The following is a 23,617-nucleotide window of genomic DNA, read 5'->3' as shown; positions in this document are numbered from 1 at the left end:
TGATAGTAGCAAGCGCAATGAAAACAAGCTTTAGTCAATTACAACTGTTAACAATTTTAATACAATTACCCTGAGTTTGCTTCAGCTGCACTTTCCTCTTTTATCGCTAACTTAGTCTACGGTACTGCGCTACAGCACTTTTTCTCCCATATTTTGCGCTATATTCCACAGCGCACTAATGGCAGGGTCGTTTAATTCTTTATGTAACACCGCCAAGCCGATATCAATGCCACTAGGGGCGGCAGTGTCAGTTGATAGCACTTGGACTTTGTCTTGTAGTGGGCTGTTATCTAATACTATTTTGGGGATCATCGCGATACCTAGCCCTAAACTTACCATAGACACTATGGCTTCATGCCCCGCCACTTGTGCATAAATTTTGCCATGCACATTATTTTTACGCCACCATTGCTCTAGCCGTTGCCGAGAAAAACCTTGCTCGGGAACAATGAACTCAAGCGCCGACCAATCTATTTGCTTTGCCGTACTAGCTAACTTTTCAGTGATTGGGCACGGTATTTTCGGTGCAATAAAGACCAGCGGTGTATGCCCTATTTTAACAAAGGCTATTTGCGCCGGTAACTTAGTGGGACGCGCGGCAATCGCCATTGCTTCATGACCATCTAATACGCGATTAATCGCCAGTGCAGGATCGCCGGTATTTAAGGTAATTTCAATATGCGGATGATGGGCGCGCAACTGCTCTAAAATATGGTGTAAAAAGCTATAGGAGGCCGTGACCGAGCAATAAATACTGACATTGCCATAAATATGTTGCTGAGGCTCGGTTAAGTGGGTCTTAAAGTGCTGCCAGTTAGCCAAAGTTGAGGTGGCATAATCAATAAACGCCACACCTTCACGAGTTAGCTTCACACTGCGGTTATCGCGTAAAAATAGCATCACCCCCACTTCATCTTCGAGTTGCTTAATATTACGGCTCAAGGTGGGGGCACTAATATGGCACAGCTCGCTGGCACGGGAAAAGTGTAAGGTTTTCGCCAGCGCTAAAAAGTAATTTAAATGTTTATGATCCATAACCGCATCTGCATTTCATTTTATGAAACACTCTAATGCAAATATATCAGTTTACGCAAGAAAAGATTTTTCATATGGTGGTGTTAAGCAAACACTACAACATATCTAACAAACTGAAATTAATAGGATACTAACATGGCGAATTATTTTAACAGCTTACCTTTACGCGAACAATTGGCGCAATTAGCGCAATGTGAATTTATGGACGCGAGTGAATTTAGCGATGGCGTGAATGCGCTAAAAGGTAAAAAACTGGTTATTGTTGGTTGTGGTGCACAAGGCTTAAACCAAGGTTTAAACTTGCGTGATTCGGGCTTAGATGTATCGTATACGCTACGTGACTCAGCCATTAGTGAGCGACGTCAATCATTTGTAAACGCCACAGAAAATGGCTTTACAGTAGGCACTTACGAAGATCTAATTCCAAGCGCTGATGTGGTACTTAATTTAACTCCAGATAAGCAACATACTGCCGTGGTAAACGCTATTATGCCATTAATGAAGCATGGCGCTACACTTGCTTACTCACATGGCTTTAATATTGTTGAAGAAGGCATGCAAGTACGTGAAGACATTACCGTTATCATGGTGGCACCAAAGTGCCCAGGCTCTGAAGTACGTGAAGAATACAAGCGTGGCTTTGGCGTACCGACTTTAATTGCAGTACACCCAGAAAACGATCCGCAAGGCCACGGCTTAGCGCAAGCAAAAGCGTATGCAGCGGGCACCGGGGGGCATCGTGCGGGCGTCCTTAAGTCTTCATTTATTGCTGAAGTAAAGTCTGACTTAATGGGCGAGCAAACTATTTTATGTGGCATGTTACAGACCGGCTCTATCTTATGCTTTGATAAAATGATTGAAAAAGGCATTGATGCCGGTTACGCCTCAAAGCTTATTCAGTATGGCTGGGAAGTGATCACCGAAGCACTTAAATACGGTGGCGTTACCAATATGCTAGACCGCTTATCAAACCCCGCTAAAGTAAAAGCGTTTGAGTTAAGTGAAGAGCTAAAACAGATAATGCGCCCACTGTACAACAAACATCAAGATGACATCATTGATGGTACCTTCTCACGAGTAATGATGGAAGATTGGGCAAACGATGACGCTAACCTATTAAAGTGGCGTGCTGAAACAGCCGAAACACAGTTTGAAAAAACCCCGGCGGGCGACGTTGAAATCGCTGAGCAAGAGTTTTTTGACAACGGTATTTTAATGGTTGCTATGGTAAAAGCCGGCGTAGAATTGGCATTTGAAACCATGACCGCAGCAGGCATCATTGCCGAGTCGGCTTATTACGAGTCATTACATGAAACACCGTTAATAGCCAACACCATTGCTCGTAAAAAGCTGTTTGAAATGAACCGCACAATTTCAGACACTGCTGAATACGGCTGTTATTTATATAACCATGCGTGTTTACCGCTATTACAAGATTTCATGCAAAAAATTGATAGCGACGTCATCGGCAAAGGCTTAGGTGAGCACAGTAATCAAGTCGATAACCAAACCTTGATCCAAATAAACAGTGCCTTGCGCGAACACCCTGTTGAAATTGTTGGCGCCAAATTACGTGGCTACATGTCGGCCATGAAGAAAATTGTTTAATCCCAAGCCACACTAAGTTTCACTTGTTAGAAACCAAGCCCATTTGCTTTTGCAGTGGGCTTTTTCGTTTTTGCAGTCCAGCATTGATCACTCGCGCAAATTAAATAGTGTGTTAAAATAACAAGCTACTCGGCTTAGTTGTAAGATAACGATTATAATGATGATACAAAACCTCTCAATAACCCAAAAAATTACCGCATTAGGCAGTGCAATTGCTATATGTGTTGCAGCCCTTATCGGCGTTACATCGTTACATAATGCAGAAAACATTATCGAACAACGGATGATAGGATCTGAGCTGCCGAGTAAAGTTCAAGCGATCAGTAACCACATTGGTGGCGAAATTAATGAACTACTTGGGGCGGCAGAGCAGTTATCCGCGAATGTTTTTGTGATCGATTGGGCTAATTCTGACACGACTGACGACACCCTACTGCTGAAAGAATTAAATCGACTGGTTAAGCAATATGATCTTGCTACCGCCTCATGGGCCAACCGAGAAACAGCGCAATACTGGAACCAACAAGGCTTTTTACGGGTATTAAAAAATGATGCGGCAGATGGCTGGTTTTATGCGTTTAAACAATCGAAGCGCCGTTACGACATTAGTATTTATCAAGAATCAGCCAATGACGTAAAAATGTATATAAATCATCAGCAGCCTAACGGCATTGGTTTAGCGGGGCTGGCTAAAAGCATTACCGAGATGCAAAAGTTACTGCAACAATTTAATATTGAGCAATCGGGGTTTGTTTTTTTAGCCGACAAGCATGGTTTGATCCAATTACATAAAGACGCCAACAAAGTGGCAAAAGTAAATATAGATACACTTTATGGTGCAAATATACACACTAAACTGTTAAACCAGCATGGTTTTACATTAGAAGAAATTAATTTAAATGATGAAGCAACACTCGTTGCCGCCACTCCAATTAAAAATACCGACCTCTTCGTAGTCGCACAAGTGCCAAAGCAGGAAGTGTTTTCCAGTGTAGCTCAATTAGAATGGCAAATTTTAACTTTTACCGTAATCATTGCGTTAATAGCCAGCTTTATCAGCTACTTACTTGCACGTTCGCTGGCATCTCCGCTTTCTAACATCGCGCAATTATTCTCGCGCTTAGGCTCGGGTGATGCCAACTTGGCCTACCGGTTACCTCACTCAACACAGCCTGAACTGCATAATTTAACCACCGGCTTTAATCAATTTATTGAAAAAATTGAGACCGCAATCAAGCAAGTGGCACACGAAAGTGAAGGTATTCGCCAAAGTTCTGATCAGGTTTTCGAGCAAGCCAAGCAAAACTCTTTGGCTATTGATCAGCAAAAAGAGCAAACTATTTCAGTTGCCGCTGCAATCAACGAAATGGGCGCCACAGTGCAAGAAATAGCGCAAAGCGCTGCTAACACGGCTAAGCTCACGAGTAATAGCCATGAAAACACCACACAAAGTCATCAGCAGGTATTGCAAAGCCAAGCCACTATTGCCGCCCTTGCCAGCGATATCGACGGCATTACTGAGCAAGTTACTTTGCTATCGAAAAAAACGGTGGATATCGCCAGTATTGTTGACGCAATTCGAAGCATTTCTGAGCAGACCAATTTACTCGCACTGAATGCGGCCATCGAATCAGCGCGTGCGGGAGAGCATGGTCGCGGCTTTGCAGTGGTTGCCGACGAAGTGCGCGCCCTGGCGAATCGGACGTCACAGTCAACCACCGAAATTCAATCGATGATTGAAGAGCTAACACAAATTTCTAACGATGTTGTCAACGACATTAGCCAATCAAAAACAAAAGCCCAGCAAAGCGTAGGGGCAATGCAAAGCTCAGTAGAGCGACTGGATGCCATTACCGAAACAGCAAACCAAATCAATGATATGGCTGCCTTGATCGCCACTGCGACGGAGCAACAAAGTAATGTGGTAGCCGATGTTGGACGCAATATTGAACAAATTAGCGAAATTAGTGATAAATCAATGCACCAGCAACTAACAACCGAACAAGCAATTCGCGACCTAGCGAATAGCGCACAAGCCCTAGCCGCCTTGGTGGCCACTTTTGAAGCCAAACGTTAAGCTAAGCCGTTATAGCTAATACGTGATACAAATATACCGCTGAGCCCAATTTCCCCTATACTTAAAGGGATGTTGAGCTCGGAGGTGATATATGAATGCCCTACGACTGTCTGTTTACCTGCTACTCTTTAGCATTATGCTGTGTTTAATCGGCTGCAGCTCTGCGGCTAAAGAGTCTATGACTCCCCCGAGCTTACAGCCTGCCAATATTAAAATTCAGCCGATTGAATCCCCAAACGAGATATTTAAACTAGATGAAAGCCTAGTCGCACAACTCGATAGTCATTTAACACGGCAAAATACAGCACCGCAACTCGCTCATGCTATTTTAAATTTGCTATTAACAAATGGCGATGCGTCACTTGCCTATCAATCGGGCGCAACGTTAACTGCGGCGCAAAGTTATCAAAATTTGAATGCTAATTGTTTGTCATTATCTATTTTAGCCTATAGCTTAGCGGAGCATCTTGGCTTACAGGCACAATTTCAAAAAGTACATATTCCCGAATACTGGGCACTGACTCAAGGGGTCAACTTTTTAACCGGACACATTAATTTAACCGTTGCTAACCCGGCAAACTCGCGAAGTAGCAGTAAAACAGTGTATCAACGGGATAACGGCTTGGTGATTGACTTCTACCCCGCCAGTCGTCAAGCCCGCTTTAAAACCAGTTTGCTCAGCAAAGCCACAGTAACCGCGATGTTTTATAACAATAAAGGCGCAGTGGCGCTGATAAACGAGCAATATGATTTAGCCTATAGCTACTTTAACGCAGCCACTACAGTAGCGCCTAGCTATAGTGCAGCTTGGGGGAACTTAGGTATTTTATATCGCCACCTTGGGCATTTAAATGCCGCTGAGCTTGCCTATAACTACGCCATTTACTTAGATAAAAACAACCATACTGCACTGGGTAACTTAGCCGTGCTGTACCAACTTACCCACCGCGAACAACAAGGGCAACAAATCCTCAAACAACTTGATAATAAACGCCAGAGTAACCCCTATTATCATATTTCATTAGGCAATGCTGATTATGCACAGAATAATTACGCCCAAGCTCTCAAACATTTTAAAAAAGCCTATTCACTTGCCGCAACTTTACATGAAGCGCATTTTGGTTTGGCACGGGTTTATTTTCAGTGGGGAGAATTATCGCGAGCCGATTATCATTTACGCCAAGCCGGTAAAAAAGCTGACTTTGCTCACGACCAGCAGCGCTATGCCACTAAGCTAAATGCGCTGCAAGCCTATGTACTTGAAAAGGAAATACATTAACAGCTAAAACCACGGCGGCTGAAAATCAATTAAAATGTGTGCATTAAGCGCGTAACTAAGCCACTTTGCTAGTGCTCACAAAGCTGTATTTGCTGTTGTGGAGTGCTTAAATGCTGCTACATAGGCACGCTTTTTTGCTTTAGGGAGTTTTTTTAGCTGGTACTCTAATTTGCTCGCCGCGCTTTTACTACCGACGGCTTGCTGATGGATCAGCATTAGCGGCCCTTTACCCTTAAGGTTTTTTGCGCCTTTGTCTGCTTGGTGGGTAGCGAAGCGCTTTTCTACATTGGTGGTGATCCCCGTATACCAATGACCAAGTCGTGTTTGCACTATATATAAATACCACACAGAGTCAGCGGTGGTAGCGGGTGTTTTACTAGATTTTAAACTTTTTTCAATATTGCTGGTCAAAACACTGCCTTAGCGTATTACAGTAAACAAAAACAATTACTGAAAAGGGTTTTACCTTCAGTGACTAATCGGTATCATGCAGATTATAAAAAATAAGGATCACAACTAACAATGCAGTCGTTAAAAACTTTTTCTCTTTGGCTTATCGTTGCTTTAACGTTGAGCTCAGCAGCTGGGTGTTCTAGCTGGGTATACAGAATAAACATTCCCCAAGGTAACTTTTTAGAGCAGTCCGATGTTGATAAGCTGCGTGTTAACATGAGCCGTGAACAGGTTATTTACGTGTTAGGCCACCCTATTGCTGAAAATGCCTTTGACAATAACACCTGGCGCTATGTGTATAGCTTTAATAAAGGCCGCAAAAACGAGCAATACAAGTCTTTAGTTATTCACTTTGAAAATGATAAGTTAGTATCTATTGCGGGTGATTACCAGCAACCAGAAAACTTCACTACCCCGCTCGAACAATAAAGTCTTTGCGCTAGCCGCTCACAAAGGTGAATAACCTTCACCTTTGTTAGACAACGCCTTTATATACCAGCACGCTAACTCAAATGTGTGCGATGCTAGCGCTCTAAAGGACGACCACCGGTGATTTTATTAGCTCGCCCTTCTTCTTTTGCCTTTTCAGCACGTTTTCTGCGCGCATCTTTAGGATCGGCAATCAAAGGACGATATATCTCAATTCTATCGCCTTCTTTAAGCTCTTGAGTAAGCTTCACGGTTCTATTCCAAATACCCAAAGTCAGCGCCGTGGCATCAATTTCAGGGCACTTATCAATAATTCCCGACTGAATCACCGCTTGCTCTGCAGTGGTGCCTTTTACGACTTCAATGGTTAAACTAGTTGCCTTGTCGGGTAATGCAAATACCACCTCAACACGGATCATACTCTCGCTCCATAAACTTGCTTTGCACGTTGAGTGAACGCACTAACCATATTTTTTGCCACATCATTAAATATTTTACCAAAGGCCAGTTCAATCAACTTAGTGGAAAACTCAAACTCTAGTTGTAAATGTACTTTACACGCTTTTGCATCTAGCTGTTGAAAATACCAACGCCCTTGTAATTTTTTAAAGGGGCCATCGACTAACTGCAGTAGCACAGTTTGCTCATCGACAAAGGTATTTTCTGTGGTAAACCATTTTTTTATACCCGCTTTAGATATTTCTAAACTGGCGGTCATGCTATTATCATGTTGCTGAATAATTTTTGAGTTCGAGCAATTTGGTAAAAACTGCGGATAGGCTTCAACATCATTAACTAGGTCAAACATCTCTTTAGTGCTGTACATAACCAGCGCACTTTTTTCTATTTGTGGCATACTCACTCCCAACTGTGTGATGAGATTTTAGCAAGCTTTGCACGTTTCCCCAAACATTCATGCGGCTTAAAATGAATTACTCAGTTTTTAAAAGCATTATTAAAAAATCGATGTAAAACATCGCGTATTACGTATAATATAGGGCACTATGGCTAAGAATAAATCATCAAAATCGACAAATAATACCATCGCGCTAAACAAAAAAGCGCGACACGAGTATTTTTTACACGATAAGTTTGAAGCAGGAATAGAGCTGCAAGGCTGGGAAGTGAAAAGTATCCGAGCTGGAAAAGTGAATATCTCTGAAACTTATATCCACCTTAAAAATGGTGAAGCATTTTTACTTGGCAGTCAAATTCAGCCGCTTAACAGTGCCTCAACCCATGTAATTTGCGATCCATTACGTTATCGAAAATTGTTACTGAGCCGACGCGAACTCGATCGCCTTGTAGGCGCAACGGAGCGTGATGGTTACTCATTAATCGCAACCGCGATGTACTGGAAAAAATGCTGGGTAAAACTTGAGTTTCACTTAGCGAAGGGTAAAAAACTGCACGACAAACGCGAAGACGGTAAAAATAAAGACTGGTCGCGAGAAAAAGAACGCTTAATGAAGCATAAAGCATAAATAAAACGCCTAACTTTGTTAGGCGTTTTTCGTTGTACGCTGAAAAATAATTTAACGGCTATTTTCACATCACATCGTACACATACCACACAATTCAACCACTAATTTTGTTAAATAAATTATTACAAAAACAGCATTTTTTACATTATTTAACTACCTCCTATTCTCATAACGCAATATTTATTGCCAAAATACGCCATTAGACCCGCTATTATTCTTAAATACACACAAAAGGCATTGTTTAATTTACAAACAAACACCTATTAGCAAAAATAATTTAACACTATTGATAACCATTAGCTTACATGCTATTAATGTTGCGACTTTTTAGTCAATTATTTTTTATCATCTAACAACAAGGACTTAAGGATGAAGCAACGTTCTTTTACACCTAGCCTAATCGCTGGGGCTACTTTGGCACTGACAGCCGGCTTTTCCACCACAACTTACGCCGCTGATGAAGCAAAAAAAGTAGAACGCATTGAAGTCACAGGCTCGCGTATTAAACGCTCAGATATGGAAGGGCCTTCTCCGGTTCAATCTATCAGTCGTGCCGATATCGATAATATGGGTTACGATAACCTGCAGCAATTACTTGAAAGAATGCCGGTTGCAGGCAATGGTACTTTCTCAACCCGTGGTAATAACCAAGACTCTACAGCAAATGGCTCAGCGGCAGTTAGCTTACGAGGCCTAGGCGCTGATGCGACCTTAGTGCTTATTAATGGTCGCCGCGTTGCTATTAGCGCCTTTGCCGAAGGGATTACCAACTCGTTTGTTGATATTAACAGCATTCCGGTTTCGGCAATTGAACGCATAGACATTTTAAAAGATGGTGCATCAGCAATTTATGGCTCAGATGCCGTAGCTGGCGTAGTGAATGTTATTTTGAAAAAAGACATTGACGGCGTTGAGGTTAACTTAGGTTATGGTGGCACCGACGGCCCTAATTACGAAGAAACCACGGCAAGCATTGTGTGGGGTACCACTAGCGAAAAAAGTAGCGCTTCAGTGATAGTAGACTACTTTAAAAACACCTCATTATCATCTAATGAAATGGGCAGCTTAGGCACCGCGAATCAAACCCCTTATGGTGGTGAAGATTTCCGTTCATCGCGTGGCTTCCCGGGTTACTTTTACGTCGATGGCGTAAAAACCATTGACCCTGCATGTCCTGCCGATAGCGCAACAGCCAGTGGTAGTTGTTTATTTGATTACGGCCCATACGGCTATATTGCGCCAGCATCTGAGCGTATCGGGGCTATTTCACAGTTTGAATATAATTTTGATAATGGCATTACCGGCTTTTTAGAAATGGCGGTACAGCATAATAGTTCGGTTGCAGCCGGTGCCCCTACTCCACTCGATGAAGATGCCGGCCTAACAGTGCCAGCAAATCACCCTAATAATCCATTTAATAAAGACATTGAAATTGGTCGTTACAGAACGGTTGATGCAGGTGCACGTCAATGGGATATTGAATCTGATACCATGCGTTTTGTTGCCGGTTTACGCGGCGAATTTAACGATTGGAGCTGGGAAACAGCGGTACAAAAAGGCCGCAGTAAATCATCACAAACTGGCAATCGCAGCCAAGGTTGGGTACGTACCGACTATTTACAACAAGAAATAGATGCCGGTAACTACAACCCTTTTGGTGGCACTTATAACGATCAAGCCGTGATCGATAGAATTACTACCAGCCTAGTACGCCAAGGTGAGTCACACATGACTTCGTTTGACGCCAATATTAGCGGTGAAGCATTTAGCTTTGGCGATGATGTGGTGATGATGGCAGCCGGTATCGAATATCGTGAGGAAGATGTTAGCGATATCCCTGATGATCAATTCCGTCGTGGTTTAATTTTTGGTACTGAGGCCGTTTCAGCAGCTGCATCGCGTGATCAATATGCCGCGTATGTTGAATTTTCAATCCCACTTGCCGACACGTTAGAGCTGCAACTTGCTGGCCGTCACGATGATTACAGCGATTTTGGTACGACTACAAATCCAAAAGTGGCACTGCGCTGGGCACCGAGTGATGAAATTACCGTGCGTGGTTCGTGGGCACAAGGCTTTAGAGCCCCCTCGCTGGCACAAGTTGGCTTAGGTCCGTCAGAAAAAAGCCAGTTCTTTATTGATACTTATCGCTGTGAACAAACAGGCTTAGATTGTGATGCACTCGATTATAATATTCAATTTTCGGGTAATGCAGATCTGCAACCAGAAGAATCTGAATCGTGGAACGTTGGCTTTATTTGGGCCCCCACCGCTGAGTTTGGTCTAAGCATTGATGTGTGGAGCATTACCCAAGATAACAAAATTGACGAGCAAGAGTTTGGCCCCATTTATGCTGCAGAGTGTGACAGCCAAAACAGCACAGTGTGTGTGCGCTTACCGCCGACTAATGGTGAAAGCTTAGGTTCGATTCAAAAAATCTATAGCACCTTTGAAAACGTATCATCGCAAGAAGTGTCGGGTATTGACTTCTCTGCTAACTATAACCACTCACTGGATGACTTAGGGTTATTAAAATTCAATTTAGAATGGGCTTACCAAGATAAGTTTGAAAAAGATGGTCGTGATTATTCTGGTGAATACGGTTACCCAGAGCACCGTTGGATTTTTTCAACTAACTGGGAATTTGGTGACTTTAATACCAACATGAACATTAGTTATGTCGGTGAGTTTGAAGATACGCCAGATATCGACTTTGATGGCAATTTAGACTTCGACAGCAATCAATCGCGTATGGTTGATTCACAAGTACTGGTTGATTTACAAACTGCTTACCGTATTAGTGACTCGGCTAAAGTATCATTAGGTATTAACAACCTGTTTGATGAAGCACCACCGTTTGCAATTGGTGATGGCGATTCAGACCTTTACGGTTATGCGTCTGGGGTACACAACCCACGTGGGCGTTATATTTACACTAAAGTAACTTTCTCGTTCTAAGCAAAGCACATAAAAAAACCGCCAATTGGCGGTTTTTTTTATTTCAACCCGTCACGTTAACTTAATTAACCAGCAGATTGGATTGTTAAAGGGCTAAATTATAGCTCGCCTTCGTTTTCAGATAGGAACTTAGCAACGCCTTCTGGGCTTGCGTCCATACCTTTTTTACCTTCAGACCAACCAGCAGGACATACTTCGCCATGCTCGGTGTGGAACGCTAGTGCGTCAACCATGCGCAGCATTTCGTCAATGTTACGACCTAGTGGTAAATCGTTCACTACTTGGTGACGTACATTACCTTCTTCGTCAATTAAGAAAGAACCACGGAACGCAACGCCCGCTTCTGGGTGCTCAACGTCGTACGCTTTACAAATTTCGTGTTTAACGTCTGCAACTAGTGCATATTTAACTTTACCAATACCGCCATCTGCAACAGCAGTGTTACGCCATGCGTTGTGTGAGAATTGTGAATCGATAGATACACCAATCACTTCAACACCACGTTTTTGGAATTCTTCATAACGCTTATCAAATGCAATAAGTTCAGAAGGACATACAAACGTGAAATCGAGTGGGTAAAAGAAAAGCACTGCTTTTTTACCTTTGATTTTTTCATGAAGGTTATAGCTATCTACAATTTCACCGTTACCTAATACAGCTGCAGCGGTAAAGTCTGGTGCCTGGCGGCCTACTAATACACCCATTTTATTCTCCAAATATTTTGAGTTTGTTGTCAATTGCTTATGCAATACTGATAGTTATATGGGCGCTAAAATCAAAAAACCAAGAGCGCACATATAATTATTGTCATTCTAGAGGGAACTGCTACAAAATAACAATCGTATTAAGCGATACCCACCATCGATAATAGCGATAGCAATGATGGCTGAAGCAGTTGCAATATCGGCTTTATCGTTAACACGCATGTCGGCAAATGAAAATTAGCGGACTAACCAGTAACGATAGTGCAAATGTTCATGCTTGGTGAAAATAAAAAAACCTGCTTAAGCAGGCTTCTCTTTACAAACTTTACCGCATAAAGGTATTTAGTCCATTATATCGCTTGGCATATCACCGCGGATCTGTTGCCAAATTTCACCGGTTTGATGTCCGTATTTACGCATCAGCATAATGGCACCGTCGTGCTCTTTGTTTTCTGCCAACTTGGTTAAGTCTTTATAAAATTGACGAGCCAATTCACGGGTACCCGGATCAGAAAAATAGTGACAGCCTATTTTTGAATAAAACCCTTTAAAGCCATTAAGAATGAGCACGTAAATACGATTATTACCTGCAACAGCCAACTCGTGATGCACTTTATAATCGTAATCAGCAAACGCTTGTGCGCTATCTTCTAATTCATCACTCAGTGACAGAATTTCAATCACCCGTTGTGGGTTTAGCTTGATTGCTGCTCGAGTGTAAATAGCACTTATATTGGTTCGTGCAGAGAGCAGTTGATCTGTCAGCTCAGGCATTTTATCTTCGTCAAGACGCGCTAACGTCTCAAGTATGTTGAGCCCCGATGTTTCCCAAAAGTTATTTACTTTTGTTGGCTTACCGTGTTTTATCGTCAGCCAGCCATCGCGTGCTAATCGCTGTAATACTTCACGTAACGTTGTTCGGGTAACACCTATTAGCTCTGAGAGTTCACGCTCAGCAGGTAGAATTGAACCTGGAGGAAAGTCGCCATTCCAGATAGACTCGACTATATATTCTTCAGCAAATCCTGCTGGGCTTTTCGCTTTAAAAATTCTCATTCAATTCTCACTCGAATTAATTCACATCACTACATACGATTAACCGACTGATTGTACCAGACGACGCTCAACTAACAAGTAAAGTACGCCATATTCCGTTAGGTAAATAGTTAAAAGTTTTTCAGCTTAAAAATTAAAGTTTTACTGTTAAATTTATTAGTACACGAAGGCGTATATAGGCTTTTATTCATCTTCAATACACTTTTATACTTGTAGGGCCTCTGAGTATGGCGCCTGCGACATGGTTTGCACACACAGCCAAACTAACTTAAATCGTTACGCTGCGCCAATGTAACGGCATAGTGCACGCTACTACAGATTGCTGCGACTATAAATTATTTTAACCACAGTGAATATGGTTAACTAACTTAACGGCATATAACGCGTTTTTTGCATACTATTTATTAGAATATTACCGTTTTACGATGATACAAAGCCGACCGCAGCGAGGTTTATCCCTTTTGCTTGCCCCCAACTTTGTCCTCAGTCATAATCTAAGGTACTTATTTAAATGCGGATTTTTTTATGAACTGGCTTGCACAACTCCCCACTAAACGGGGTCCTTGGCTATTATTCAGTGCTATTGTTTTGCTGCTTGAAGCAACAGCATTGTTTTTTCAATATAATATGGGCTTAGCGCCGTGTATTATGTGCATCTATCAGCGCACTGCCGTATTAGGGTTACTGATTGCAGCGCTCATTGGGGCGACTAACCCGAAACATAAAGGCGTTAGGCTATTAGCTTATAGTGGCTGGGGGCTATCAAGCATTTGGGGGTTATTAATTGCCCGTGAGCATATCGACATGCAAACAACCACAGATCCGTTTGCGTACAGCTGTGAATTTGAACCTAATTTTCCGACTTTTATGCCGCTGCACGAATGGCTACCGAGCTTTTTCGCAGCCACTGGCGATTGTGGTAATATTGATTGGCAGTTTGTTGGCTTGAGTATGCCTGCATGGATGGAAATTATATTCGCGGTAGTTACGGGCGCATTATTTATCGTTGTTATGAGCCGATTACTGATCAACAGGTCTTTGTAATGTTTATTTTTTTTACCAGTCAACTTAACGAGCTTAAACACTTAAAAATACGTCAGCGGCAATACGTTATTGCACTGGCTTTGTCTATGCTATCGCCAACGAGCAAGGTGCTGTTACGGGTTGTAAAACTATTATTATTAAGTCCGTTTTTTTTCATGTTTGTGGTGTTTGAGGGTTGGCTCCTACTGCCATTTTTATTATTAGCAGGGCTCGCTTACCCTTTACTTACCACTCCCATTGAAATTAATTTTGCCAAAAAACATCTCACTGCCGCATTACAGCAATATCAGCAGGGCGAATAACGCCCTGCACAGATTAAAGTGAAACTTTCCCTTCCAGTTTGGCAATGAGCTTGGTGCCAATGCCTTTTACCATCGTTAAGTCACTCAATGAACTAAACTCACCGTGAGCTTGGCGATAGTCGACAATTGCTTGTGCTTTTTTCTTACCAATGCCGGGCAGTTTTGCTAATTGGTTTACGTCTGCGGTATTGATATTGATCGTTGCAGGCATTACCTGCTGTGAAGTGGCTGATGTTTCATTATTCGCATAGGCTACGCTAATATTCAATAGTGATAACGCGAGTGCTAAAGCTGCACATTTAAGTTGTTTCATAATTTATCCTTGTTTGTTCTTACTTGAACATTTAGTTGGTTATTTAATTACTTAGCTCTTAATAAACAGAATGTTTTTACCTCCATTCAGCTAATTGATCGCTAAGCTTAAATCCACTCCCTTTGAAATCCCTAACAGCTATGGTACTCAAAAGTGATTAGGTCGCGTTTATTCTGCTACATAAAACTAGCTCAACACGCCCTATTTAACTAAAGTAAACTAACTCTTTATTGTCAACTTTACGCTTGAAAACTTAGTATTCTAACTTGCAAATTTAGCCGCAAACTTGTACTGTACATAAAAACAGTAATCTAATGGTTTATATAAACTATATTGCCACGCAAGTAAGCAGGAGAAATCATGGCTGTTGTTGTTAAGTATGTTGTAGAACGAAACGGAGTCGAGCGCATGACGTTTACTACCAAAAAAGAAGCTGATGCCTATGACAAAATGCTCGATATTGCTGAGTCACTTGAGGTTTTATTAGCAAAGGTTGACGTGCCCCTAAGCGAACAACAAGTAGAGTCGCTTGCTTTAGAAATGGCGAAGAGTAAAGATGATTTTATGGCTATTTTAAAAGGAGCTAAAGAGCCGGTAGCAAAGGCAAAAGCAGCGAGTAGTAAAAACACTGCTGAGGTAACTGCCATCGAAGACAATAAAGATAAAAAAGCCAGCTAATAGCAATTTAATCGTTAAACATTAAAAAAGGGAGTAACTCACGTTACTCCCTTTTTAGTGCGCCACATTAGGGCATAAATACCATTATAACTCTTGCTCTACTTGTTCAAACAATGTGGTAATTTCATCACTCGGCGCTTTCGTTGCTAAGCTAACAACCACAATGGCGATACTGGCTAAGATAAAACCTGGTACGATTTCATAGATCAGGCTACTTAGGCTTGCACCGTCAATGGTAATTGGGGCATATATCCAAACCAATACGGTGAGTGCGCCAACAACCATACCCGCCAAGGCACCCGCGAAGTTCATCCGCTTCCAATAAAGGCTAAATAGCACCAATGGACCAAAAGCAGCGCCAAAACCAGCCCATGCGTTACTCACTAAGTCTAAGATAGAGCTGTCTCTATCATAAGCTAAGTAAATGGCACAAAGTGCAACAGCAGCAACACTAATACGCCCTACGCTGACAAGTTCAAAGTCGCTGGCATTTTTACGTAAAAAGGTTTTGTAAAAGTCTTCGGTTAACGAGCTTGAGCTCACCAATAGCTGAGATGAGATAGTACTCATGATAGCAGCCAAAATAGCCGCGAGTAAGAAACCTGCAATGAGCGGGTGGAATAACAGCTCAGACAATACCAAGAAAATGGTTTCTGGATCTGCAACTTCAATGTTATTTTCATACGCGTAAGCGGCACCAAAAATACCTGTACCCACCGCACCTAAAGCCGCGGTGATCATCCAGCTCATACCAATACGGCGCGCCGTTGGCATTTGTTTAACACTGCGAATAGACATAAAGCGGACAATAATATGTGGCTGACCAAAATAACCTAAGCCCCATGCCATTGCCGATATAATACCCAGTACAGAGCCGGCACCAATCCAGCTTAACATGCTGGGATCAATGCTATTTAACGTTGACTCTAAAGGTTGATCAAGCAATGAATAAGTCACTGCAGGTACCAGTATTAATGCAACAAACATAATACAACCCTGCACAAAGTCAGTGAGACTTACCGCTAAAAAGCCACCAAATAACGTATAAAGCACTACCACGCCGGTAGTGATATACAGGCCGGTTTCGTAACTAAGCCCAAATGAGCTTTCAAATAATTTGCCGCCGGCAACCACACCCGATGAAGTATAAAGCGTAAAGAATACGATAATGACTACAGCAGATACAACACGCAGTAAATTAGATTTATCATTGAAGCGGTTTGAGAAGTAATCGGGGATGGTGATGGAGTCATTGGCTTTTTCGGTATATACCCTTAAGCGAGGTGCAACCAGTAAATAGTTTAACCACGCACCGGCAATAAGCCCTATCGCTATCCAAGTGCTGCTAAAACCACTAACAAACATGGCACCCGGTAAGCCCATTAGGATCCAGCCACTCATGTCTGATGCACCTGCAGACAGTGCTGCCACACTTGGCGATAAACTACGTCCACCTAGCATGTAGCCTGACACATCACTAGTAGACTGTTTATATGCGTATAAACCTATACCCAGCATTACAACAAAGTACAATGCCAGTGAAATAATCATTCCTGTTTCCAAATTCGCCTCCATATAATAAATTATAATAGGCTTTCAATCCAAATAATGACTCTTAAAGTATTATAATTAAGACAGTATTGGGATAAAAACCATTCGCTGCAACTATACCATGGGTAATAGTAATAATTCCAACATGTCAATCTCAACGGCTTAAAAACCATCAATTTGCATATTAATAATGCAATTTAGCCGAATAATTTAGTCATTGGGCTTAATAAGGCTAGATTCATAATTTACTCAATGCTATTTTACTTGTTTTACCATATATTATTACAATACTTGATAATTTTTTGACCAAAACGGAACTTTTATGTACTTTTATGCTGCACGCCAACCTATATTAGATCGTGATAAAAATCTTATTGGCTATGAGTTACTGTTTCGTGATGGTGTAAAAAATGTTTTCCCCGAGATCGACGGCAACGAAGCAACCACACGCTTAATTGAAGGCAGCCAATTTAATTTTGGTCTGGAAGATTTAACTGGCGATAAACCTGCCTATATTAATTTTACCTTAGATACCTTATTAAAGGGTTACCCCACTTTACTGGGTAAAGATACCGTTGTGGTGGAAATTCTTGAAACCATACAACCCGGTAAACGCTTACTTGCGATTGTTAAAGACCTAAAAGAAAAAGGCTATACCATGGCCTTAGATGACTATATTCATCAACCCGTATGGCGTCACTTTTACCCGTTTGTAGATATTATTAAAATAGACTTTTTAAGCTGTGATATCGACACAATTAAACAAATCGTAGCAGACTTAAAGCCTTACCCGCACCTAAAATTACTTGCTGAAAAAGTAGAAACTTATGAGGTGTATCATCAAGCGCTGGAGCTCGGGTTTGATTATTTTCAAGGGTTTTTCTTTTCAAAACCCGAAATGATCCAAAGTAAAGCGTTACCGCCCTCGCAAATGGCACTTGCTGAATTGCTTTACGAAACATCCACGCTGGATATGGATCTGAAAAAGATCACTGAAGTGTTTGAGCGTGATGTTAACTTGTCTTATAAATTATTACGTTACTCAAATTCGGCTGCCTTCGTACGCCGCTCCGAAATTAGCACCATCAAGCAAGCATTAATAGTGCTGGGCGCAAACGAAATTAAAAAGCTGCTATCTCTGCTATTTGCTGCGCAAATGTCAGCAGACAAGCCGACAGAGCTTATTCGCTTATCGTTAACCCGAGCGCGTTTTAGCGAGTTATTGGCCATTTCCCATGGTCAATTTAAAGACACCGGTATGGCCTTTTTAACCGGCATGATGTCGCTGATGGACGCTATTCTTGATGAAAGTATGCAAAGTGTTATGAAAAAGCTGCCATTATCTAACGAGATAAAAGCGGCACTATTAAATGATGAAGGCTTACTGGCAAGCTATTTAAATCTGGTTAAATTTTATGAACAGGGGAATTGGCCTGCAGCCAATGAACTGACCGAAAAGTTAGCTTTAGGTGGAAAGGTACCCGACGCGTATCATGAAGCAATTAGCTGGGTAAACGAACAAATGCAAATTATGATTGACGAATAAAGCGCAACTATACAGCAAAAACGCCAAGCAATTGCTTGGCGTTTTTGCTTGTTAATATCACTACAGACTATCTAAAAAGTCTTCATCAAAGTCATCGGGCTCTTCTTTAATCGGTGGGTTACCGTCATACAGCTCATACAGCTGGCGCTGAAAGTAAATATCTTTAACAAATAAATAAGGGTCTAGCGAGTCGTTTAATAAACCTTCTTGAGAGATCAGTGATGCGCGCGTCTCGACTGCTTTTAACACAAACACTAACACGGTTTGCGGTGTCGTTAACGCTATTTCTGGTAACACAAAGTTATCGACGAGATCACCGCTTAAGTTACGCACCGTAGAAGGCCCCATGGCAGGTAACATTAAATAAGCACCATCACCGGCTCCCCACACTCCTAATGTTTGTCCAAAGTCTTCATCAACATGGTTAAGTCCTAACGAGCTTGCCACATCAAATAAGCCGAACACACCCACGGTGGAGTTCACTAAAAATCGCGCTAAGCTGACACTGGCATTACCCGCTTTACCTTGCAAGCCCGCGTTAATCATATCAACGGGCGCACTGATGTTATTAGTGAAATGCACTAAGCTTTGTCGCACAGGAGCCGGTGTAACCGTAATATACCCAACCGCAGTCGGCCTTAATATATAAGTGTCTAAAATGTCCATATTAAAGTCGTAAACGGGACGGTTAATACTTTGCAACGGGTCGCGCTCATCCTGCTGGCTCTCGGGAATTTGTGCGCACCCTGCCAGCACTAACAAAAGTAGGTAAGTAAAGCCGTGTTTTAACATCTCGTATCCTTAAGGTATTAATGTGTTTATTTGCAGCTGTAATTGCTCAGTAGCTGCACGTTGCAATACTGCTGAATGCCCTTCTAACTCACCCGCACTTGGCATCACTGAATCATCATTAGAGATACGCGCAGATATAATTATTTGCTCTGCACTAGAAAGGTTTAACCCTGCCACCATAGCGTTTTCATCACTTAACTCGATGGTAATAGGGAACTGGTACTCTGTCAGCTTAACCACGGCTATCGGCATGGGCGAGCCTGTCAGTGCTTTTGCAAATACAAATAAAATCCCGTTTTCAGGCTGTTTATTGGCAAGCTCTGGGGCAATATCTACCGTTACACTGATAGCTGAACCCGACGTGTTAACTTGGGGGTTCGTGGTTGCGATTTGCTGCTCTATCTCGCTAATGCGTTGTTCTATCATAGTATAGCGGGTATCGGTTTTATCCATACTCGCTAATAATACTTCAAAAGCCGCTTTTGCTTGCGGCCAATCTTTACGCTCATACGCAATCAGTGCTAATAATGAAATAGCATCCACATTGTTTGGTTCAACTTGTAATATTTTTGACAACATTCCCGCAGCACGAGTCATGCTGGCATCACTGCCTTCTATGAGCAATATTTGGCTATAACTGATCAGTACCTGTAAGTTATTTGGGTTCATTCGCAACGCTTTATCAAATGACTGCTGCGCCATATCAAACTCGCTTAAGGTCATAGCAACACGGCCGAGCAACATCCACGCCATTTCATCATCACCACTACGGCTTAATTTAGTGCGAAGACCCAACGCAAATGCTTGCAGCTCGTTTTCGCTGAGCGGCTCGCCTTTTTGCATTACCGCACGCTCGCCGTATTCGGCTAAGTTGTCCATCGCATCATGCCATGCCACTATTTGCTGCTGGTTACCGGTCATGGTGTAAAATACTCCAGTAAGCGCAATTACGAATGCTGCACCGGTTAAAGCAAAAATTCGATTATTACCACGACTATGCAGTGATTTTTCCGGTGATAACTCGTTCAGTAAACGGCGCTTTAATTCCACCACCGACTCACTGTGATTTTGTGCGTCAATACGCTGGCTATCTAAATCGCTTTGTAACTCAGCTAAGCGTTGCTCATAAATGCTAATTAACTCGGCATTAGCGTTGTGCGTAATAGTGGTCACTTGCTCTTTTTTTAAAAAAGGCAGCACCACAAATAACAGTGCCATTAGTGTGAGTAAAGCAAAACACGCCCACATTAAAATCATTTAATTTTGCTCCTGACGTTTGTTTTTTGCAATTAACTTCACTAACTTCGCTTCATCATCGCTACTCCAGCTCTGCTTGACTGACGCTTTACGTTGCCGAATCACAATAAAACCAAAACCAATAATAACAATTAATAATGGCAGTACCCACAACACTAACGTCGCCGGTGTCACCGGCGGGTCGTAATGTACAAAGTAGCCATAGCGATCAATCATATACTCAATCACTTCATCTTTGCTTTTGCCTTCTTTTACTAATGACAGCACTCTGTCGCGTAAATCTTTGGCCACCACCGCATCAGAATCGGCAATATTTTGGTTTTGACACTTCGGGCAGCGCAGCTCTTTAGTCAACTCTTCAAAGCGCACGGCCTGTTCATTGTTATCGAACTGATAACGGTCTTGCTGAGCAAATGCCGCAACACTCACTAATAGGCTTAAGGCAACTAACAACCACTTCATTATTTAAGCTCCTGCATAATTGGCGCAAATTTAGCTCGCCATACTCGCGGGTTAATATCCCCCGTATGGTGCAATAAAATGGTGCCGGTTTTATCCACTAAAAACGTTTCTGGGGCACCCGAGACACCTAAATCTAACGATAATGTGCGCTGTAAATCTAAAATATTAAATTGATAAGGGTCGCCGGCGCGCGCCAGCATATTACTAACATCGTCGCGCAGTGCTTGCATATCAAACGGGCCATCAAAATCAGCGTCATAACCTTGTACATAGTACAAACCTATAATTTTAACGCCTTGCTCACGCAATTGAGTTAAGTAAGCTAATTCTGATAAACACGTTGGGCACCAGGTGCCCCATACGTTAAGCAAGTAAGCCTCGCCTTTTAACTGTTGCTCATTCCACTGCTTATTATCTTGCATTAAATCGGGCAAGTTAAAGGTGGGCATGGCTTGGCCTATGCGACCCGTTTGAATTTCTCGCGGGTTAGCAAATAAGCCTTGGTACAAAAACACACAAATAAAAATAAAAATCAGTAAGGGCGCTATCGCTATTATCTTACGCTTCATAGTGCCTCCTCCTGGGTTATTTCTTTATTTGTTCTGGCTGATGTGCGATAGCGTTTATCAAACAGAATCACAAATCCAGCAAGTGAAATAAGTATGCCACCAAGCCACATCCAACGCACAAATGGCTTATGATAAATACGTAATGACCATGCACCTTGGCTTAATTGCTCACCCAAGGCGAGGTATAAGTCGCGAGTAAAGCCGGCGTCGATAGCCGCTTCGGTCATAAACTGCATGCCAATGTCGTAACGGCGCTTTTCTGCATGTAATTGCGTTACTAAGCGGTCGTTTTTCAATACCGACACCACCCCTGCATGGCCGCTGTAGTTGGCGCCGCGGATAGTTTTAACTCCTTCAAAGCGGTATTGATACTCATTGAGCTGCACAGTATCACCAGGCTTCATGGAAACATCTCGTTCAACCGAATAAGCTGAGGTGAGGGTAACGCCTGCAATCACAAAGGCAATCCCTACATGACCAAGCACCATTGCCCAGTAGCTTAAACCAAGCCGTTTAAAGCCCTCTTGAACTGTGTTGTGCACGGTCACTTTACTATATAAGTCAACCACTGCAGTGACCACTATCCACACCGCAAGGGTAGTGGCAATTAAGGTGAGCGGCGCCACCACAGCGTAACTAGAGAACAACCACGTACAGCTAATAATAATGCTCGCAACTGCGGACATTAGGAGTTTATTTTGCAAAAATGCCCAGTTATTTTGTTTCCAACGTAAAAATGGCCCAATGCCCATTAAGATGGCAAACGGCACCAGCAATATGGCAAACATTTTATTAAAAAACGGTTCGCCAATTGAAATGCTGCCTAAACCCATTTCTTTATGCACCATAGGTAAGAGCGTGCCTAGTAATACTATTAACGTTGCCACCACTAAGAAAATATTGTTCAGCCATAAAGCCACTTCCCGTGATACAAACTTGTAGCGCCCTTCACTATGTACTTGCGATACTCGCATGCCATAAAGGGCTAAACCACCACCGACCACAATGGCCAAAAACGCTAAAATAAACAGCCCGCGATCGGGATCGGTAGCAAACGCGTGTACCGATACAATAATGCCCGAACGCACAATAAAGGTGCCCAATAAACTCAGCGAAAATGCCGCAATGGCTAATAACACGGTCCATGATTTAAACACACCGCGTTTTTCGGTGACACTTAATGAATGTAATAATGCAGTGGCCACTAACCACGGCATTAAAGAAGCGTTTTCAACCGGATCCCAAAACCACCAGCCACCCCAGCCTAGTTCTGAGTATGCCCACCAGCTACCTATGGTAATGCCAAGCGTTAAAAAGCCCCATGCAGTCATGGTCCATGGGCGAGACCACTTAGCCCACGTGTTATCTAATTTGCCGGTTAACAGCGCTGCAATAGCGAATGAGAAAGCAACCGAGAGGCCAACATACCCCATGTAAAGTAATGGCGGGTGAATAATCATGCCTGGGTCTTGCAATAACGGATTTAAGTCGCGTCCTTCCACCGGAAAATACGGCAATAAGCGCTCAAATGGGCTTGAAAGTAACAGCGTGTACAGCATAAAGCCCACCCCTAAAAAGCCCAGCACCCCCAGTACGCGAGCACGCAATACCCAAGGTAGCGACTTAGAGCGCACTGCAACTACGGCTGTCCAGCCAGCTTGCATCACGAGCCATAATAAAATCGCCCCTTCATGCCCGCCCCAAGTTGAGGTGATTTTATAATACCAAGGTAAGGTGCTACTTGAATGATAAGCCACATACGAAACGGTAAAGTCATCGGTTAAACTGGCATAAATTAGCGCCACAAACGAGATTAATACAAACGCAAATTGCCCTACCGCCAACGAAGGAGCGGCACGCATTAAGCGCAGGTTACCGCTATGTGCCCCCCACAGCGGAAAAATACACAATAAAACACTTAGCACTAAGGCTAAGGTTAAAGAAAAATAACCAATTTCTGGGATCATTATTAATTACCACTATTTAGGTTGTATTTGGGTTTTTCGTGCTTAATTCCTTT

Annotated in this window: 23 protein-coding genes; 10 read left to right on the top strand and 13 right to left on the bottom strand. The window is 42.5% G+C overall.

The features are described from left to right. Nucleotides 1-129 precede the first annotated feature (129 nt). Nucleotides 130-1,035, bottom strand: coding sequence for an HTH-type transcriptional activator IlvY (gene ilvY / locus ABYB02_RS01365; RefSeq protein WP_372760296.1), 906 nt, complete (start codon nt 1,033-1,035; stop codon nt 130-132). A gap of 135 nt (nt 1,036-1,170) precedes the next feature. On the opposite strand from ilvY, the gene ilvC reads away from it, so the two are divergent. The 3 genes from ilvC to ABYB02_RS01350 all read left to right on the top strand — a co-directional run bounded on the left by ilvC (nt 1,171) and on the right by ABYB02_RS01350 (nt 5,999). Continuing rightward, nucleotides 1,171-2,643, top strand: coding sequence for a ketol-acid reductoisomerase (gene ilvC, locus ABYB02_RS01360; RefSeq protein ID WP_372760294.1), 1,473 nt, complete (start codon nt 1,171-1,173; stop codon nt 2,641-2,643). Between the two features lie 157 nt (nt 2,644-2,800). Continuing rightward, nucleotides 2,801-4,720, top strand: coding sequence for a methyl-accepting chemotaxis protein (locus tag ABYB02_RS01355; protein WP_372760292.1), 1,920 nt, complete (start codon nt 2,801-2,803; stop codon nt 4,718-4,720). A 91-nt stretch (nt 4,721-4,811) separates the two neighbouring features. Then, entirely contained in the window at nt 4,812-5,999 is a 1,188-nt protein-coding gene (locus ABYB02_RS01350; protein ID WP_372760290.1) for a tetratricopeptide repeat protein, read from the top strand. 75 nt (nt 6,000-6,074) lie between these two features. On the opposite strand, the gene ABYB02_RS01345 is transcribed toward ABYB02_RS01350, so the two are convergent. Next, nucleotides 6,075-6,410: a GIY-YIG nuclease family protein gene (locus ABYB02_RS01345; protein ID WP_372760288.1), complete on the bottom strand. Its 336-nt coding sequence runs from the start codon at nt 6,408-6,410 to the stop codon at nt 6,075-6,077. A 111-nt stretch (nt 6,411-6,521) separates the two neighbouring features. Here ABYB02_RS01345 and ABYB02_RS01340 point away from each other — a divergent pair, with 111 nt between their 5' ends. Next, on the top strand, nt 6,522-6,881 hold the full coding sequence (locus ABYB02_RS01340) for an outer membrane protein assembly factor BamE (protein ID WP_372760286.1): 360 nt from the start codon (nt 6,522-6,524) through the stop codon (nt 6,879-6,881). A gap of 95 nt (nt 6,882-6,976) precedes the next feature. On the opposite strand, the gene ABYB02_RS01335 is transcribed toward ABYB02_RS01340, so the two are convergent. Further along, a complete protein-coding gene (locus ABYB02_RS01335; protein WP_372760284.1) occupies nt 6,977-7,300 on the bottom strand; it encodes an RnfH family protein in 324 nt (107 codons plus the stop codon). Further along, a complete protein-coding gene (locus ABYB02_RS01330) occupies nt 7,297-7,737 on the bottom strand; it encodes a type II toxin-antitoxin system RatA family toxin (protein WP_372760282.1) in 441 nt (146 codons plus the stop codon). The genes ABYB02_RS01335 and ABYB02_RS01330 overlap by 4 nt, the downstream gene beginning before the upstream one ends. Nucleotides 7,738-7,885: 148 nt before the next feature. Between ABYB02_RS01330 and smpB the strand changes: the two genes are divergently transcribed. Next, the gene (smpB, locus tag ABYB02_RS01325; RefSeq protein WP_372760280.1) at nt 7,886-8,365 is read left to right on the top strand and encodes an SsrA-binding protein SmpB; all 480 of its coding nucleotides are present in this window, start codon (nt 7,886-7,888) and stop codon (nt 8,363-8,365) included. Between the two features lie 369 nt (nt 8,366-8,734). After that, nucleotides 8,735-11,323, top strand: coding sequence for a TonB-dependent receptor (locus ABYB02_RS01320; RefSeq protein WP_372760278.1), 2,589 nt, complete (start codon nt 8,735-8,737; stop codon nt 11,321-11,323). Between the two features lie 98 nt (nt 11,324-11,421). Here the strand turns inward: ABYB02_RS01320 and ABYB02_RS01315 are convergent, their stop codons facing one another. Then, nucleotides 11,422-12,027, bottom strand: coding sequence for a peroxiredoxin (locus ABYB02_RS01315; RefSeq protein ID WP_372760276.1), 606 nt, complete (start codon nt 12,025-12,027; stop codon nt 11,422-11,424). 342 nt (nt 12,028-12,369) lie between these two features. Beyond that, nucleotides 12,370-13,083 carry a fatty acid metabolism transcriptional regulator FadR gene (fadR, locus tag ABYB02_RS01310; RefSeq protein ID WP_372760274.1) on the bottom strand — a complete coding sequence of 238 codons (714 nt, stop codon included), beginning with the start codon at nt 13,081-13,083 and terminating at the stop codon, nt 12,370-12,372. A gap of 525 nt (nt 13,084-13,608) precedes the next feature. Here fadR and dsbB point away from each other — a divergent pair. Together dsbB and ABYB02_RS01300 are read left to right on the top strand one after the other, a co-directional pair. Then, nucleotides 13,609-14,127: a disulfide bond formation protein DsbB gene (gene dsbB, locus ABYB02_RS01305; protein ID WP_372760272.1), complete on the top strand. Its 519-nt coding sequence runs from the start codon at nt 13,609-13,611 to the stop codon at nt 14,125-14,127. Beyond that, entirely contained in the window at nt 14,127-14,429 is a 303-nt protein-coding gene (locus ABYB02_RS01300; protein WP_372760270.1) for a DUF6170 family protein, read from the top strand. Before dsbB ends, ABYB02_RS01300 begins: the two co-directional genes overlap by 1 nt. Nucleotides 14,430-14,442: 13 nt before the next feature. Here the strand turns inward: ABYB02_RS01300 and ABYB02_RS01295 are convergent, their stop codons facing one another. Continuing rightward, a complete protein-coding gene (locus ABYB02_RS01295; RefSeq protein ID WP_372760269.1) occupies nt 14,443-14,742 on the bottom strand; it encodes a ComEA family DNA-binding protein in 300 nt (99 codons plus the stop codon). 360 nt (nt 14,743-15,102) lie between these two features. Here ABYB02_RS01295 and ABYB02_RS01290 point away from each other — a divergent pair, with 360 nt between their 5' ends. Beyond that, entirely contained in the window at nt 15,103-15,420 is a 318-nt protein-coding gene (locus ABYB02_RS01290; RefSeq protein WP_372760267.1) for a YebG family protein, read from the top strand. Between the two features lie 84 nt (nt 15,421-15,504). Here the strand turns inward: ABYB02_RS01290 and putP are convergent, their stop codons facing one another. Next, a complete protein-coding gene (putP, locus tag ABYB02_RS01285) occupies nt 15,505-16,983 on the bottom strand; it encodes a sodium/proline symporter PutP (protein ID WP_372760265.1) in 1,479 nt (492 codons plus the stop codon). Nucleotides 16,984-17,293: 310 nt separating this feature from the next. Between putP and ABYB02_RS01280 the strand changes: the two genes are divergently transcribed. Beyond that, complete coding sequence (locus ABYB02_RS01280) at nt 17,294-18,517, top strand: EAL and HDOD domain-containing protein (protein WP_372760263.1); 1,224 nt, start codon at nt 17,294-17,296, stop codon at nt 18,515-18,517. Nucleotides 18,518-18,577: 60 nt separating this feature from the next. Here the strand turns inward: ABYB02_RS01280 and ABYB02_RS01275 are convergent, their stop codons facing one another. The 5 genes from ABYB02_RS01275 to ABYB02_RS01255 are packed head-to-tail and all read right to left on the bottom strand — an operon-like array spanning nt 18,578 to nt 23,564. After that, a complete protein-coding gene (locus ABYB02_RS01275) occupies nt 18,578-19,309 on the bottom strand; it encodes a VacJ family lipoprotein (RefSeq protein WP_372760261.1) in 732 nt (243 codons plus the stop codon). A 9-nt stretch (nt 19,310-19,318) separates the two neighbouring features. After that, nucleotides 19,319-20,566 carry a c-type cytochrome biogenesis protein CcmI gene (gene ccmI / locus ABYB02_RS01270; protein WP_372760259.1) on the bottom strand — a complete coding sequence of 416 codons (1,248 nt, stop codon included), beginning with the start codon at nt 20,564-20,566 and terminating at the stop codon, nt 19,319-19,321. Continuing rightward, entirely contained in the window at nt 20,567-21,028 is a 462-nt protein-coding gene (locus ABYB02_RS01265; RefSeq protein ID WP_372760257.1) for a cytochrome c-type biogenesis protein, read from the bottom strand. Beyond that, nucleotides 21,028-21,597 (bottom strand): redoxin family protein, encoded by a 570-nt coding sequence (locus tag ABYB02_RS01260; RefSeq protein WP_372760255.1) that lies wholly within the window; start codon nt 21,595-21,597, stop codon nt 21,028-21,030. The genes ABYB02_RS01265 and ABYB02_RS01260 overlap by 1 nt, the downstream gene beginning before the upstream one ends. Next, nucleotides 21,594-23,564 (bottom strand): heme lyase CcmF/NrfE family subunit, encoded by a 1,971-nt coding sequence (locus ABYB02_RS01255; RefSeq protein WP_372760253.1) that lies wholly within the window; start codon nt 23,562-23,564, stop codon nt 21,594-21,596. The genes ABYB02_RS01260 and ABYB02_RS01255 overlap by 4 nt, the downstream gene beginning before the upstream one ends. Between the last annotated feature and the right edge of the window lie 53 nt (nt 23,565-23,617).

Source organism: Pseudoalteromonas sp. (assembly GCF_041613455.1).
Taxonomy (GTDB): Bacteria; Pseudomonadota; Gammaproteobacteria; order Enterobacterales; family Alteromonadaceae; genus Pseudoalteromonas.
Note: the sequence above shows the minus strand (reverse complement) of the source record. Positions and strands in the feature narration are given on the sequence as shown.